Annotated in this window: 15 protein-coding genes; 10 read left to right on the plus strand and 5 right to left on the minus strand. The window is 39.0% G+C overall.

The window, feature by feature from the left end; genetic code table 11:
* Positions 1 to 69: 69 nt before the first annotated feature.
* From rfaQ to mutM, 8 genes are read left to right on the plus strand one after another with little or no spacing between them, the layout of a single operon-like run.
* Entirely contained in the window at positions 70 to 1134 is a 1065-nt protein-coding gene (rfaQ, locus tag PR767_RS12015; RefSeq protein ID WP_272520385.1) for a lipopolysaccharide core heptosyltransferase RfaQ, read from the plus strand.
* A gap of 1 nt (position 1135) precedes the next feature.
* Positions 1136 to 2260: a glycosyltransferase family 4 protein gene (locus PR767_RS12020; protein WP_117162979.1), complete on the plus strand. Its 1125-nt coding sequence runs from the start codon at positions 1136 to 1138 to the stop codon at positions 2258 to 2260.
* Positions 2253 to 3050 carry a lipopolysaccharide core heptose(I) kinase RfaP gene (gene rfaP / locus PR767_RS12025; protein WP_004906907.1) on the plus strand — a complete coding sequence of 266 codons (798 nt, stop codon included), beginning with the start codon at positions 2253 to 2255 and terminating at the stop codon, positions 3048 to 3050. The genes PR767_RS12020 and rfaP overlap by 8 nt, the downstream gene beginning before the upstream one ends.
* A 24-nt stretch (positions 3051 to 3074) precedes the next feature.
* A complete protein-coding gene (gene waaO / locus PR767_RS12030) occupies positions 3075 to 4088 on the plus strand; it encodes a lipopolysaccharide 3-alpha-galactosyltransferase (RefSeq protein ID WP_117162980.1) in 1014 nt (337 codons plus the stop codon).
* 14 nt (positions 4089 to 4102) lie between these two features.
* Complete coding sequence (gene rfaL / locus PR767_RS12035) at positions 4103 to 5341, plus strand: O-antigen ligase RfaL (protein ID WP_110731534.1); 1239 nt, start codon at positions 4103 to 4105, stop codon at positions 5339 to 5341.
* Positions 5334 to 6350, plus strand: coding sequence for a glycosyltransferase family 8 protein (locus tag PR767_RS12040; protein ID WP_109912524.1), 1017 nt, complete (start codon positions 5334 to 5336; stop codon positions 6348 to 6350). The genes rfaL and PR767_RS12040 overlap by 8 nt, the downstream gene beginning before the upstream one ends.
* Position 6351: 1 nt before the next feature.
* Positions 6352 to 7497, plus strand: a complete 1146-nt coding sequence (locus PR767_RS12045) for a glycosyltransferase (protein WP_227024237.1) — start codon at positions 6352 to 6354, stop codon at positions 7495 to 7497.
* Positions 7498 to 7518: 21 nt separating this feature from the next.
* The gene (gene mutM / locus PR767_RS12050) at positions 7519 to 8328 is read left to right on the plus strand and encodes a bifunctional DNA-formamidopyrimidine glycosylase/DNA-(apurinic or apyrimidinic site) lyase (RefSeq protein ID WP_004906918.1); all 810 of its coding nucleotides are present in this window, start codon (positions 7519 to 7521) and stop codon (positions 8326 to 8328) included.
* 10 nt (positions 8329 to 8338) lie between these two features.
* On the opposite strand, the gene coaD is transcribed toward mutM, so the two are convergent.
* On the minus strand, positions 8339 to 8824 hold the full coding sequence (gene coaD / locus PR767_RS12055; RefSeq protein ID WP_004906920.1) for a pantetheine-phosphate adenylyltransferase: 486 nt from the start codon (positions 8822 to 8824) through the stop codon (positions 8339 to 8341).
* 191 nt (positions 8825 to 9015) lie between these two features.
* On the opposite strand from coaD, the gene waaA reads away from it, so the two are divergent.
* Entirely contained in the window at positions 9016 to 10296 is a 1281-nt protein-coding gene (gene waaA, locus PR767_RS12060; RefSeq protein ID WP_004906923.1) for a lipid IV(A) 3-deoxy-D-manno-octulosonic acid transferase, read from the plus strand.
* 199 nt (positions 10297 to 10495) lie between these two features.
* Complete coding sequence (locus PR767_RS12065; protein WP_196719880.1) at positions 10496 to 11956, plus strand: glycosyltransferase family 39 protein; 1461 nt, start codon at positions 10496 to 10498, stop codon at positions 11954 to 11956.
* Between the two features lie 44 nt (positions 11957 to 12000).
* Here PR767_RS12065 and yibB read toward each other — a convergent pair whose 3' ends face one another.
* From yibB to rfaD, 4 genes are all read right to left on the minus strand, one after another.
* Positions 12001 to 12861 (minus strand): protein YibB, encoded by an 861-nt coding sequence (yibB, locus tag PR767_RS12070; RefSeq protein WP_004906927.1) that lies wholly within the window; start codon positions 12859 to 12861, stop codon positions 12001 to 12003.
* A gap of 95 nt (positions 12862 to 12956) precedes the next feature.
* Positions 12957 to 13919 carry a lipopolysaccharide heptosyltransferase RfaC gene (gene rfaC / locus PR767_RS12075; RefSeq protein ID WP_109912523.1) on the minus strand — a complete coding sequence of 321 codons (963 nt, stop codon included), beginning with the start codon at positions 13917 to 13919 and terminating at the stop codon, positions 12957 to 12959.
* Entirely contained in the window at positions 13919 to 14965 is a 1047-nt protein-coding gene (gene rfaF / locus PR767_RS12080; protein WP_110731535.1) for an ADP-heptose--LPS heptosyltransferase RfaF, read from the minus strand. Before rfaF ends, rfaC begins: the two co-directional genes overlap by 1 nt.
* Positions 14966 to 14988: 23 nt before the next feature.
* A complete protein-coding gene (gene rfaD, locus PR767_RS12085; RefSeq protein ID WP_004906933.1) occupies positions 14989 to 15927 on the minus strand; it encodes an ADP-glyceromanno-heptose 6-epimerase in 939 nt (312 codons plus the stop codon).
* Positions 15928 to 16028: the final 101 nt, after the last annotated feature.

Genomic DNA, 16028 nt, shown 5'->3' on the forward strand with positions numbered 1-16028 from the left:
GAATTAATAATGATATTTGTTGTCGAATGACTATTGTCTTTTACATATAGACTTGATTAAGAGTGCCTGGTGAAAAAACAGTTTAAAAAAATTCTTGTGATCAAGATGAGGTTTCATGGGGACATGTTGCTGACAACACCCGTTATCAGCTCATTAAAACACCGATATCCTGATGCTGAAATTGACGTTTTGCTTTATCAGGATACTATCCCCATTCTCTCTGAAAATGCTGAAATTAACGCTTTGTACGGCATGGCGGGGAAAAAAAGTAGTGGGCTGAGTAAAGCATATAATTTTATTAAGCTACTGCTAAAGCTGCGTAAAAATAAATACGATTTAGTTGTTAACCTTGCAGATCAGTGGATGGTGAGTGTATTAGTTCGGGCTATTCCTGCTGACACAAAAATTTCCCATCAATTTACCCATCGAGATTCTAAATACTGGCGTAATAGTTTTACGCATTTGATAGAACCTGAAGGCGAACACGTTGTTCTGAATAACCTATCAGTGCTCAAGCCGTTAGAAATAAAAGAATTAAAAACGCATCTAACGATGTCTTATTCAGAGCAGGATTGGAAAAATATTGATGAAAGGTTACTAAGCTTAGGTGTCCATAGCAGCTATGTCGTTATTCAACCAACAGCGCGCCAAGCTTTTAAGTGTTGGGATAATGAAAAGTTTTCAGCCGTCATTGATGCATTGCAGTCTCGTGGTTATCAAGTGGTTTTAACATCGGGACCGAGTAAAGAAGATTTAGAATGTATCAGTGATATTGCAAATGGTTGCCAAACAACGCCTGTTACTGAGCTTGCAGGAAAGACTTCATTTCCAGAGTTAGGCGCACTGATTGCTCATGCCGCTCTATTCATCGGTGTTGATTCTGCACCGATGCACATTGCTGCTGCAGTCAAAACACCAATTGTGTGTCTTTTCGGTGCGACAAATCATATTTTTTGGCGGCCTTGGAGCGATAATAGTGTGCAATTCTGGGCCGGAGACTATGAACCTATGCCTCCGCGAGATGAACTTGACCGCAGTAAAAAGTATTTATCTATTGTCCCTGCATCCGATGTAATTAAAGCCACAGAGAAAATATTGCCGATGAATATTCGCTATATGATGACAAGGTATTAACATGAATCTGGCATTTTGCTTATATAAATACTTTCCGTTTGGTGGGTTACAGCGGGATTTTCTACGTATTGCAACGGAATGCCAATCACGTGGGCATCACGTACGTGTCTATACCCAATCATGGGATGGTGATAAGCCTAGCGGCTTTGAAATTATTATCGTGCCGGTGACATCAAAAACGAATCATGGACGAAACGCACAATATTGTGACTGGGTGTTGGCGCATTTAAAGCAGCATCCTGCTGAGCGGGTAGTTGGTTTCAATAAAATGCCAGGACTAGATATTTATTATGCAGCAGATGTTTGTTATGCACAAAAAGTCGCTGAAGAAAAAGGTTTTTTTTATAAGCTGACGCCTCGCTATAAACACTATGCTGCATTTGAAAAAGCTGTTTTTGCAGTGGGGAAACCGACGCAATTACTCATGTTAACACCGCATCAAATTAGTCATTTTAAAAAGCATTATGGGACAGAAAATGAGCGTTTCCATATGCTGCCACCCGGTATTGCCCAAGATAGAAAGTATGATAAGCAAGTTGCGGAAGCTAAAAAAGTTTATCGTGAAAAAAATCAAATACCTGAATCTGCATTTTTAGTATTGCAGGTGGGTTCTGACTTCAAACGTAAAGGCGTCGATCGGACCATAAAAGCCATTGCGGCATTGCCCGATGATATTAAGAAAAACACGCTATTGATGGTAGTCGGTCAAGATAAACCAGTGAAATACCAACAGTTAGCGAAAACGCTAGGAATCGGCTCACAAGTCTCTTTCTTTAGTGGACGTAATGATATTGCAGAATTAATGGCTGCAGCCGATATATTAATGCACCCGGCTTATCAAGAAGCTGCTGGTATTGTGTTATTAGAGGCAATTACCGCGGGTTTACCGATTATTGTCACAGAAGTGTGTGGATATGCTTCATTTATTAGCCAAGCCAAATGCGGTATTGTGGTAAATGAGCCCTTTGAGCAAACGGTTCTGAACTTGGCTCTAGAAGATAGTTTAAAAAATCCGGTTCAATTAGCACAATGGGCAAGTAATGCGCGATATTTTGCCGATACAGAAGATTTATATAGTTTACCAGAAAAAGCCGCAGATATTATTTTAGGGGAAGCGAATGATTGAGTTAAAACCCCCTTTTAGTGAATTGTGGAAGAATAAAGATCCATTTATCGAGGCGGATAAGCTACAAGGTGAAGTTTTTCGTGCGTTAGAATCGCGTAAAACTCTGCGTTTTGAACTTGAGGGACGCAGCTATTTTATAAAAATTCATTATGGGACTACACTAAAGGAAGTTCTTAAAAATCTATTTTCTTTTCGGTTGCCAGTATTAGGCGCTGATCGAGAGTGGAATGCTATTCATCAACTGACTCAAGTGGGAGTTGACACGATGAATGGTCGAGCTTTTGGGCAAAAAGGGATTAACCCTCTTCGTCGTCACTCCTTTATTATTACTGAAGATTTGACCCCGACGGTGAGTTTGGAAGATTATTGTGCAAATTGGCTAGATAACCCACCAACTTTTAGTACCAAACAAATGATTATTCGTCGTGTTGCGAAGATGGTGCGTAAAATGCACGCGACCGGTATTAACCATCGTGATTGTTATATTTGCCATTTTTTACTGCATTTGCCATTTACGGGAAATGAAGAACAGTTAAAAATATCAGTAATTGATTTACATCGGGCACAACTCAGAAATTCTGTTCCAACCCGTTGGCGCAATAAAGATTTAATTGGTTTATATTACTCATCATTAAATATTGGGCTAACTCAGCGTGATATTCTTCGTTTTATGAAAATCTATTTTGGCTTATCGCTGCGAGTTATTTTGCAACAAGAAGCATCATTGATAGCTAAAGCGGAAAGCAAAGCTGCACAAATTAAAGAACGCACAATTAGAAAGTCATTGTGAGTCAAAGAGAGAAGAGAGATATAAATGTTCTTCAATAAAGAAAATGCGGTTACACAGCAAATTGATTTATCGTCACCAGACGCTATTGTTAATAATGATAGCTTACATATTTCCTATGGGATTGACCGTAATTTTCTATATGGTTGTGGGATCTCGATTGCTTCTCTATTAAAAACAAATCCTGATATCTCTTTTTCATTTCATGTGTTTACTGACTACTTTGATGATGAGCAAAGTAAATTATTTAAACAGCTCGCAGAGCAATATAAGACGAGTATTAAAGTTTATTTAGTTGACTGTGAACAGCTTAAATTGCTCCCAAGTACCAAAAATTGGTCATATGCAACTTATTTCAGGTTTATTATTGCGGATTACTTTTCAAACCAGCTAGATAGAATGATCTATATGGATGCAGATATTATGTGTCAAGGAACGCTGCAGCCACTGTTAAATATTCCGTTTAAAGATGATGAAATAGCTGCAGTTGTGCCTGAAAGGGATAGTATTTGGTGGCAAAAAAGAGCTGATGCGTTAGGGATCCCGAGCATCGCTTCGGGGTATTTTAATGCAGGTTTTTTAGTCTTAAATTTAGTGAATTGGTCAAAATTTGATATCTCAACGAAAGCAATGGACTTACTTTCTCAAGATGTTGTTAAAGCAAAATTATCCTATTTAGATCAAGATATCTTAAATATGCTATTAACAGGGAAAGTCATTTACCTTGATGGCAAATACAACACTCAATATAGTATTAATTATGAGCTGCAAAAAGGCAAAAAAGAGAACCCAATAACGTCTGAAACTGTATTGATTCATTATATTGGCCCAACTAAGCCTTGGCATGAGTGGGCAAATTACTCAACAGCTCAGCCCTTTACTAATGCAAAAAATGCATCACCTTGGAAAGACATTCCGTTACTGAAGGCTAAAAGCAGTAATCATTTGCGCTATTGTGCTAAGCATATGTTTAATCAGGGAAAAATTCTCTCTGGTATAAAAAATAATCTTCAGTATTTTTTGGTTAAATTAAGTAAATAATAATTGGGCAAGTTATGTCTTTTTTAGATAGAAATGAAAGTATTCTCTCAAAGTATAACAAAGCTTTGGTGCTAATCTTTATTGTTCTTTTTTTTGTGGAAAATGTAACCAGATATAAGCATATTCTGTTCTATTTGATGATAGCCACATCTTTGGTTTATCTGTCTTTAGATACAAAAAAAGTGCTAAAAAGATTAAATAATAAACTTTTATATTTAGTTGTTGCTTTTTCTATTTTTCTTTATATATCAATATCTTATTCAAACATATTAAGTGTATCTATTAAAACTATTAACAATAATTTATTGAATTATGGAATACTAAGTTTATCACTTTTATTGCCAATTATTTTATATAGAGAAAGCCTAAAAGAGATTTCAAAACTATTATTAACGAGTTTTACTGTATCGTTAGCCTTAGTTTTACTTGTTGAGTTATGCCGCTACTATATAGCCTATCAGCAGGGTATTTTACCGTTTACTACCTATGATTTTAGGCATGTTTCGGATGCGTTAGTTTTCTTCTTTCCAATACTTCCTATTCTTTGGTATTTATTGCCTAAATCTAGACTTATTTATTTCTATATTTTAAGTATTGTATTTCTGTTTGTTTTACTTGGAACGTTAGCTCGAGGGGCATGGGTTGCAGTCGCAGTCGCGGGGTTATTATTTTTGTGTTTTAAACGTCCTTGGAAGCTAATTGGGGTTGTATTATGCCTTTCGGTAATTTCACTTATTTCAATTAAACTAATTTATCCCGATACAAGTAAAAAACTGTTTTATAAGCTAGAGCAGACAGATAGCACTCACCGTTATACTAATGGAACCCAAGGAACCGCTTTTGAGCTTATACTGGAAAATCCAGTTATCGGTTATGGTTTTGGCGATAAAATCTATCATGAAAAATACAATAGTGTTGTAAAAAATCATCCGGAATGGACATTTAAGCAATCTATCGGGCCCCATAATATTTGGCTTTATATTTGGTTTGGTGCGGGTATTGCAGGGTTAGCGATATTTAGTGCGGTATTTTTGTCAATGTGCTATTCCTCAATGCAAGGGATAAAAAATAGGTCTGATGAACCGGAAATTTACTTTGCTTTCATTGCATTGCTGTTAAGCCTTATTAGTTTCTATCTCGTTCGTGGGATGTTTGAACAAGTGGACCTTAAGCCTTTAGGTATTCTTTTAGGTTTTTTAATCGCCATGATGGGACATAGTTCAACTAAGCAGAAAAGAGTGTGCCATGAATAACCTGATAACAAATAAATACCTACTAAATGAGGGGTCTAATACGAGTAATTCCTCATTACCATGTCTTGATGTTATTTATGGTTCGGATGAAAACTATCAGTTTGGTGCTGGTGTTTCAGCGGTCTCTTTACTTATTAATAACCCAAATACGCTCTTCAGATTTCATTATTTTTTAGATAAAGTCAGCCCTAGCTTTTTAGAGAAGCTGAAGGTTATTTCTCATCAGTTTCCAGCTGAATTTCATATTTATGAATTGGATAATCAATTACTAAAAACATTGCCAGCTTCTGATATTTGGTCTTCAGCAATGTATTTTCGGTTAGTTGCTTTAGATTATCTCTCGAAAGATTATGATGTTGCTCTATATTTGGATGCGGATGTTATCTGTAATGGCCAATTGAATTTGGCGGCTGATTTAATTAAAGATAAAGTTTGTGGTGTTATTGCCGATGACATCGGTGTAAGAACAAAAAGTGAGACACGGCTTCACACTCCAAAGTTAGCTGAGACCTATTTTAACTCGGGTGTTATGTTTGTGAACTTAAAAAAATGGCACGAAAAACGAGTTACTCAGCAATGTTTTGAATTGTTATCTGCAGAAAATGCGAAACAACGGTTTAAGTACCCAGATCAAGATGTGTTAAACCTTATTTTAAGGAATGACCTGATATTACTTAATCAGAAATTTAATACGGTTTATACACTAAAAAATGAACTGTATGACCGAACTCATCAAAAATATCAAACCATTATTACACCTGAAACAGTTTTAATTCATTACACGGGGGTGAGTAAGCCTTGGCATAAATGGGCGAACTATCCTTCTTCTCAGCCTTTTTATAAAGCATTAGCACAATCACCTTGGACAAAGGATGATTTAAAGTGTGCCACTAAATTTGCTGAAAGGAAAAAAGAGTACAAGCACTTATTAAAGCAAGGCTCTTATTTATCAGGTATTTTGTCAGGCATATATTACTTGTTTGAAAAACACACAAAAAAAAGAAAATAATATGATGATTAATAAGATTGTCTTAACAGTTTCACCTATATTTTCTATACCCCCTAAAAGTGCGGCTGCAATTGAATCGTGGATGTACAATGTCGCTAAACGATTAGACATTGAAAACCGAATCGTTTGTATACGAAATGATGGATATAGCGCTCATTCTGTTGTTAATGAGTATTGTGAAATTGAGCGTATTAAGTTTGGAAAAGTGTATACAAGACTATTTAAGAAATGGACAAGGTTAGACCCATATTCTTATGCAGATAGAATTGTCAAAATTAAACATCAATTTTCGCCAAACCCGAATAAAAGTGTTATTTTTGTTCACAATCATATTAAATCCTTCAAAAAAATAATTAAGAAAGAAGGACATAATAATGTTGTGTTACACATGCATAATTTGTACGAGCCTAAAGATGTCCCTGAAGACATAAAAATCATTGTGCCAAGCCATTTTATGAAAAATTGGTACAGAGAACGTTTACCAAATGCGCTTATTGAAGTTGTTCGTAATGGGTTTGATGGTGAAATTTATGCTCAGCCACCTGAGGTCAAGCGTGAGGATTTTGGGCTAACAGCAGAAGATAAAATAGTTTTATTCGCTGGCCGGATCGCTAGAGATAAAGGATTACTTGAATTAATGCAGGCGTGCGAGACTTTCTTTAAAGAAGACCCTCGTTATAAGCTCGTCATTGTAGGTGACCCAAATGCTGCATTAAAAGGTGAACTAGCGCAATATCAAGACGAAGTAAAAGATTATGCAAAAAATTTGGGTGAGCAGTGCATTTTCTTAGGTGGTGTTCATCCTGAAAAAATTCGGCACTATTATTCTCTTGCGGATGTGATTGCTGTACCTTCCATCGCTCCAGAGCCATTTTGTATGGTTGCATTAGAGGCGATGGCTTCGGGTCGCCCTGTGATAGCGAGCCAGCGAGGAGCAATGGTAGAGTTTATTTCCCATAATGAAACTGGGTTTATTTTCAGGGAGCCACTTTCGCCTTTGAGTATGGCGGAGGATATTACTAGCGCGTTAAATCACCCAAATAGTCAAGAAATAGCTTACCATGCTAAAAAACATGCTTATGATAATTTCACTTGGGAAATTGTCAAAGATGAGCTCATGGGGGTAATTGCGAAATGGTATCCCTAAGCGAAAAATGCGAGTTTATATATGCCAGAACTACCAGAAGTTGAGACCAGTCGTCGTGGAATAGAGCCACATTTAGTCGGTAATACAATCTCTTACGCCATTGTACGTAACGGTCGTTTACGTTGGCCAGTTAGTGAACAAATTAAAAGTTTATCAGATGAAGCGGTTTTGAGTGTTCAACGTCGCGCTAAGTATTTGCTGATTGAGCTACAAAAAGGCTGGATTATTGTTCACTTGGGAATGTCTGGTAGTGTGCGTATTCTGACCGAAGAATTGCCTGAAGAAAAACATGACCACGTGGATTTAGTCATGCGAGATGGCAAGGTATTACGCTATACGGATCCTCGCCGGTTTGGCGCTTGGCTCTGGTGTGATGATTTAGAAAACAGTTCGGTACTTGCACACTTAGGGCCTGAGCCATTATCAGACGCCTTTAACCCGCAATATCTTTATGAATTAGCGCAAAAGAAAAAAGTGGCAATTAAGCCATGGTTAATGGATAACAAAGTCGTTGTTGGTGTAGGCAATATTTATGCTAACGAAGCATTATTTGCAACAAAAATATCACCTGAAAAAATCACAAATACCTTAACGTTAGCTGAAATTACTGAACTAGTGTTGCAGATCAAAAAGGTGTTACAGCGCTCTATTGAACAAGGCGGTACGACACTGAAAGATTTTTTACAGTCGGATGGTAAACCGGGTTACTTTGCCCAAGAATTGTTTGTCTATGGAAAAAAAGGTGAACCCTGCTCAATGTGTGGTACGCCAATCGAAAGCATTAAACAGGGGCAACGTAGCACCTTCTTTTGTCCGCAATGTCAAAAATAGCGAAACCTTGCTATTTTTTATTGAGTTTCTTTAGCATTGCCTCAGCAACCACTGGGGGTAGGAAAGACGAAATATCACCATCGTGAAGTGCAACATCCTTGATTAAAGATGAGGAAACAAAGGATAAACTCTGCGATGGTAATAAAAATACGGTTTCCAAGTCAGGAACAAAATGGCGGTTCATATTCGCTAATTGCCACTCATATTCGAAATCAGCCACAGAACGAACGCCCCGAATAAGAATATTTGCGCCATTTTTTTGCGCAAAATTAGCCATAAGCTCAGAAAACCCAACAACTTCAACATTATCAAGGTGAGAAGTTACTTCTTTAGCAAGGGCTACGCGCTCATCAAGGGAAAACATCGGGTTTTTTCGTTGGCTATTAGCAATAGCCAACAGGACATGGTCAAACATTGCTGCTGCTCGGGTAACAATATCAACATGTCCTGATGTTACTGGGTCGAACGTACCAGGGTAAATAGCCTTGTGTATCATGATGATAGTATCTCGTTGTTTGTATTATCTATTCGAAAAAATAGCATGAATAAGCGTTAACATTATCGGCTATCTAGTAGGGTTGCAACTGTATATGAGATTTTACTGCTATTTTTAGGTGCATATTCTACACACTTTTATTTGAGCTTTATGGTAAGATAGCGCCAATTTTGGTAAGTGAATCAGATCGAATGTTATTGCTGCGTCTATATCAGGTACTTCTTTATCTTATCCAACCATTTATATGGGTTCGCCTATTGCTGCGCAGCCGTAAAGCGCCTGCCTATCGTAAACGCTGGGGTGAACGATATGGCTTTTGTGCGGGAAAAGTAAAACCTCAAGGTATTTTATTACATTCAGTTTCTGTCGGGGAAACCCTCGCAGCCGTTCCACTAGTCCGCGCACTTCGCCATCATTATCCGTCTTTGCCAATTACAGTAACCACGATGACACCAACGGGCTCAGAGCGTGTTCTTTCTGCATTTGGTGATGATGTCGACCACGTTTATTTACCTTATGACCTTCCTGGCTCAATGCACCGCTTCCTGAAACAAGTCGACCCAAAACTTGTGATCATAATGGAAACTGAGCTATGGCCAAATATGATTAACCAATTGCATAAACGTAAAATTCCATTGGTTATTGCAAATGCAAGACTTTCTGAGCGCTCTGCTGCAGGGTATCAAAAGCTAGGCAGCTTTGTGAAACGAATGCTTCGTAATGTCACCATGGTCGCAGCACAGCATCAGGAAGATGGTGAACGTTTCGTTCAATTAGGGTTGCGGCGAATGCAATTGAGTGTCACGGGGAGCCTGAAGTTTGATATCTCTGTGACGCCTGAATTAGCTGTCAGGGCAATAACTTTACGCCGACAATGGGCGGCGCATCGCCCAGTCTGGATAGCGACCAGCACTCACGAGGGTGAAGAAGCGATTGTCTTAGAAACACATCAAAAATTATTATCTCGTTTTCCTGATTTATTGTTAATTTTAGTCCCTCGTCACCCAGAACGCTTTGCCAAAGCAGAAGAACTAACTCAAAAAGCCGGTTTAACCTTTATTCGTCGCAGTGCGAATACGATTCCTTCCGCAGAGGTTCAAGTGGTGATTGGTGATACCATGGGTGAACTGATGCTGTTATATGGAATTGCAGACATTGCTTTTGTCGGGGGAAGCTTGGTAGAAACTGGAGGGCATAATCCGCTCGAAGCGGCAGCTCATGCGCTACCTGTGTTAATGGGGCCTCACACATTTAATTTCAAAGATATTTGTGGAAAACTAACTCAAGCAGATGGCTTAATTACGGTGACAGACAGTGAATCAATGGCTCAAGCCGTGACCAGTTTACTTTCTGATGAAGATTACCGGTTATATTATGGGCGCCATGCCGCCGAGGTTCTTCATGAGAACCAAGGCGCTCTTCAACGATTATTAAAACTGTTACAACCCTATTTACCCCCGAGAGAGCAATAAAGCTAAGTAATGTCTTTTTTTGAGTATTAACTTGAACATTACAGCAATGAATTGCGAATATTTTATGGCACATCCTAGTATTGCATTTAAACTATAGTAGACTGCCTCGTTTATTATAGAGTCATTCGATTTGGTTTATTACTATTAGGGTAGTATCCAAATGGAATGTTGGAACTTTTGCTTATCTTTTTAAGACTATATGCCAGCCACTAATCAATCAATTTCAAATAAATATGTTTATTTATGGGTCATAAGCTATGCCATAGTTTGGATCTTAGCGAGTTTTTATTTCGACCCAACCGTACCTTATGACACAGTAGAAGCAGTGAACTGGGGAATGAATGGGGAGTGGGGATCACCTAAAAACCCATGGTTTGTTGGCGTCATGATGTGGCCTGCAATTTACCTTGATATCTCCTACAGCTTTTATTGGTATTTTAGCCATTTTGTCGGTATTGCATTTGGTTTACTTGGGGTGTGGAAGCTAACCTTTCGTTTGACTGGGCGTCGTGATTTCGCTTGGTTTGCAATGCTAATGTTGAATTTATCTGGTGTCATTAATTTCGATATCATTCCTTATAATGATAACTATATTTTAGTGACATTATGGCCTTGGGTTATCTATTTCTTTTTACGTGCTGTTGATGATAACCCTGCATGGTGGTTACCGTTTGCCTTATTTGCGGGTCTTGCAACTATGGGTAAATACTCAACCTTGGCGCTAGTTGGGTCTGTTTTCTTATTGACCCTATTTGTAAAACAAGTTCGTCAAAGTTATCGTCATCCTGTTTTTTACCTTGCGATTGCTTTATGGCTTGCTTTGGTATTGCCAAATTTCTTTTGGTTGATGGCAACGGACTTTTCGGCGTTCAAATGGGTAGATTCACAAATCGACCCTGGGTTTAATCTTCATACCACACAAGCCGCACTTAGCGTGTTTTATCCGTTAGTGATTGCTGCGATTATTGTTTATTGCAGTGGCGGAAAGTTAGGGTGGCCTAAAGCGTTGCCTAACCGCATGGCTAACTTTATCCTTCTTTTTCCACTGGTTGTGATATACGGCTGGTTCTCTTTCCACGATGGTGGTCGAATAACTGAATGGTTACAGCCATTTATGGCTATTAGTGCGCCTTTATTTGTTGGCTCAATAACCGTGATGCCAAGAAAACCGTTTAAGAAGTCATTGGTTGGTTTTGCCATTTTTGGTGTTTTAGTCGTGGTTGGTTATATCACGGTTCAGGCAGCGAATATCCGTGGAGCAGGGCAAAAATTTATTGGCGTAAAAACCTTGATAGCAGACGGGGAACAGCGTTGGTATCAGCGATATGGCACGCCAGTTAAATATGTTGGTGGAGAAGATAACCAATATCAATGGTTTATTATTTATGGCAAGGATAGACCGCATGTGATCCAACCCTGGTCAATGGAAAAACATATGCCGCCAAATGTGTACAACCGTGATATTACTGAAGCCGAAATTCGTCAACATGGTGCATTATTGCTGGGCAAGAAATATGATGATTGCGCCCATGAAAACTTTGCCAAGGTACGTAAGTTCTGGCCACAATTTACGATAGAAAAAGAAGATGTGATTTATCGTTCTGAACCGGATGCCGCCCCTGAAACCATGTGCTTTGGGTTTATTGCGCCAGAGAAATAGAGAAAACCCACCTTGTAGAGACAAGGTGGGCTTTTAATTAAATATTATTTAATTCTTCTCAGTAAAATTTTTAGACGTGTTAAGTAATTAACTTTTGAGCCTTTATTAAATAATCTAAATACTTTAAACCACTCCATATGGCCGAGATAGTTTAATTTAAATAAACTAGGTTTTTGACTAGCACAAATTAAAAATACGCCTTGGTCATCATCAATAACACCAGATTGTATTAATTTTTTCTGTATTTGAAAAACAAGCTGGTAAAATTCAATCCACTTTTCTTTAGTCGCAACAATCACACCACCAATAATATAGGTTTCATTGTTGATGACTTTGTCCATTACAGCTTGTTCATTTTGTAAATCCAAATCTTTTTTTATAGAAAAAAGATGAACTTTACTACGATCAAATGGATGAGCCCACTTAACCAATCCATACCGTGTTTTTTCTCTACGGATGTAACCAAAATCGACCCATGCAATGAGTTCCTGACCCGTGAGTCCGGACTTAATGGCTTTATGAATAAAATAAGGTTTCAAATTGTTAATTAATACATATTCGGCAGACCAATATTCAGGATTTTGTAATTGATCTGTCTTTATAAGACTTTTAAATGAATCACTGTGCTGAATAGAAGATATTTTTTCTATTATAAATTTAAATTTTTGATGTAGATTAATGGTAATTATATGAGTAGGTTTACCCTCTCGAAGTTTAAGGATTTTATCTTCTAAATCTGGGGAGGTAAAAACAATGATTTTATTATCAAGTTTAGCCAATCGTTGAAAGTGTTCAAAATAAGTATCTGCAGTTCTTTCTAATCTATCGGATCGACCACTCTTGGCATTCCAATTTCCTCTACCGATGTCAAAAAATGCCGTTATGATTGTAATTGAATTATTCATTATAATTAATGTCTGGTATTGAGTAGACGAAAAAAGATTGCCTACGTAAATGATGCGGTAAAAGACTAAAAGGCTTGAGTAGCTAAGATACCTTTCTATAGAAAATGTTTCAACTGTTCATAAGTGTAGATAGCACTTATATCCTCAATATGGTTATTCGGAGATTTAATCGTATGTTGCCCTTGCCCATATCCCCCAATCAAGCCGGGGTCGGTGGGGCCAAACAGGGTAAAATTAGGTTTATCAAGTGCCGCTGTTAAATGGCTAAGCCCAGTATCGACAGAAACCACCGCTTTAGCGTTTGCAATTTGCTGTGCAACTTCAGCTAACGTGAGTTTAGGTAAGACCTCAACAAAATCAAAGCCTTTTGCTAATCGTTCTGCACGTTGCTGCTCATGAGGTGCTCCCCAGGGCAATTTGATTTTGATACCACTTTCAGCCATCAGTCCAATAAGTTCTCGCCAATTTTCTTCAGGCCAATGTTTGTCATCACGGGTAGTTGAATGCAAAAAAATGACATAAGGGCTTTGATGCTCTTCTGCAGACTGCAAAAAGTGTCGAGCAATCGCGTAATCGCCTTGTTGTGTTGGGCAGGTGTAACCAAGACTTTTGGCAAATAACTGGCGAATACGTTCAACGGCGTGTTGTTGCTTGCTGATTGCGTAACGATGGTCATAAAAGAAGCTGGCTAATGGTTCGCGAATACTATGGCGGTCATAGCCATGTTTATCACCATGCGCTAAGCGGGTGACAAGAAAAGCGCTCTTTAATAACCCTTGTGCATCAATGACAGCATCATAATGTGTTGCTTGTAATTTCTTGCGAAATTCGGCACGTTCGGCTCTGATCGGCGCAGAAAACCAATTTTTTCGCCAGCGGCGAATGGCCACAGGGATCACCTGGTTAACGGCACTGTGCCATGTTGGAATTTGCGCGAAGCCTTCCTCAACGACCCAATCGAATTGAATACCCGATATGGCTTGCTGTGCATCGGTCAGTGCAGGTAATGAGTGTAAAACATCCCCCATTGAAGATGTCTTGACTAATAATACTCGCATCATTCAATACCTATATTTAACCGAGCTAACGCATCGATAACTAATTGAGGTTGGATATCAATCAAACTTTGGTGATAACCACTTTCACCGTCACCTTTACGCACTTTGTGATACCCCGTAATTAGGCGGATCACTTCTGCTTTATCTGATAATGGTGGGGTAAAATCAGGGCTACTTGGGCCATACAAGGCGACAAGAGGTTTACCTAGCGCTGCCGCGACATGCATCAAACCAGAGTCATTACTGACAACTGCATTACAGGCATCGATTAGATTAACGGCTTGTTCTAAAGATGTTTTACCTGAAAAATTATGGCAATGTAATTTCGCATCATCGGTCAGCTCTAGACGAATGGCTTCACCTGCCTCGTGGTCTTTTTGTGAACCAAATAGCAGTACTTGATAGCCTTTTTGGCTAATCAGTGTTTGAGCAAGAGAGGCGTAGTGATAATGGGGCCAACGTTTGGCGGGGCCGAACTCTGCGCCAGGGCAAAAACCAATAATAGGGCGAGAACCATCAACCCCAAAGGTTTGCAGGGTTTCAGTAACTTCTTGCGGCACCGTCACCAGTTTAGGCGGTAAAATGGGTGTCGGAATATCGGAAGCTGATTTAATAGTTTGCTTATCATAAGCAAGAGCAACATATCTTTGCACCATTAAAGGAAAAGCTTCTTTATTTAGTGGACGAATATCATTGAGTAGGCCATAGCGCATTTCTCCACGCCACCCTGTTCTTTTGGGGATGTTTGCAAAGAAAGGCACAAATGCAGACTTTAAGGAATTTGGTAACACAATAGCTTGATCATAGCCATTTGCCCGCAAACTCTTACCTAATCGACGACGTTCCCCAATTTCCAAAGCACCATGTCCGAGAGGCATAGGAATGGCTTCGTTAACCTCGGGCATTTTGGCGAGTAAAGGACGACACCATTGTGGTGCCATCACATCAATCTGTGCATGGGGATGCAACGCCTTGATCGTACGATAAAGGCTTTGTGACATCATCATATCCCCTACCCATGAAGGGCCGATCACCAATATTTTCATAAATAATTTTTCAGAAATAAGCGTTACGCGTCTTTATTGAGCAGGTGCATATATTCGGTGACACCTTCTGCAACCGTTTTAAATGGTGCGGTATAACCGGCGGCACGTAGCTTAGTGAGGTCAGCTTGTGTGAAGCTTTGGTAGCGACCTTTTAATTTTTCAGGGAATTCAATGTATTCGATAGCCACATTTTTATCTTTGTGGAATTCAGTGACTGCATCAGCAACAGCTTGGAAAGATTCCGCACGTCCTGTTCCGCAGTTAAAAATACCTGAAACATTATTTTCCCAGAACCATAAGTTTACCGCAGCCACATCACCCACATAAATAAAGTCACGGCGGAAAGTATCGCTCCCCTCGAACAGTTTTGGACTTTGCCCTTCATTGATTTGTTTATTTAAGTGATAAGCAACGCTTGCCATGCTGCCTTTATGGTCTTCATTCGGCCCATAGACATTGAAATAGCGGAAACCACAGATTTGTGAGTTAGCTTCAGGCAGGATTTCACGCACATATTGGTCAAATTGGAATTTCGAATAACCATAGACATTTAATGGTTTTTCAAATTGGCGCTCTTCAATAAAATTATCGCTACGACCACCATAGGTTGCCGCGGAAGAAGCATACAAGAATGGGATTTCGCGATCCAAACAATAGTGCAGTAACTCTTTCGAATACTGATAGTTATTGTCCATCATATACTTGCCATCCCACTCCGTGGTTGACGAGCAAGCACCTTCATGGAATACCGCATCGACATCGCCGAAATCATCACCCGCAATGATACTGCCAATAAAATCTTCTTTATCTGCATAATCCGCAATATCAAGGTCAACAAGGTTAGCGAATTTAGTCCCGTCTTTCAGATTATCAACGACTAGGATATCTGTACGGCCGATTGCATTTAGGGCTTTAATAATATTGCTGCCAATAAAACCAGCTCCGCCAGTGACTATGATCATTGGGTATACCTCAAATGGGTTAAGAAAATAGGATCGTAATTGGTGACTATAATAACATCTCTTGGCGCTGACGGTAGCATTGATAGAAGAGAATTGAGCTA

The organism is Providencia sp. PROV223, assembly GCF_028479245.1.
GTDB lineage: Bacteria > Pseudomonadota > Gammaproteobacteria > Enterobacterales > Enterobacteriaceae > Providencia > Providencia rettgeri.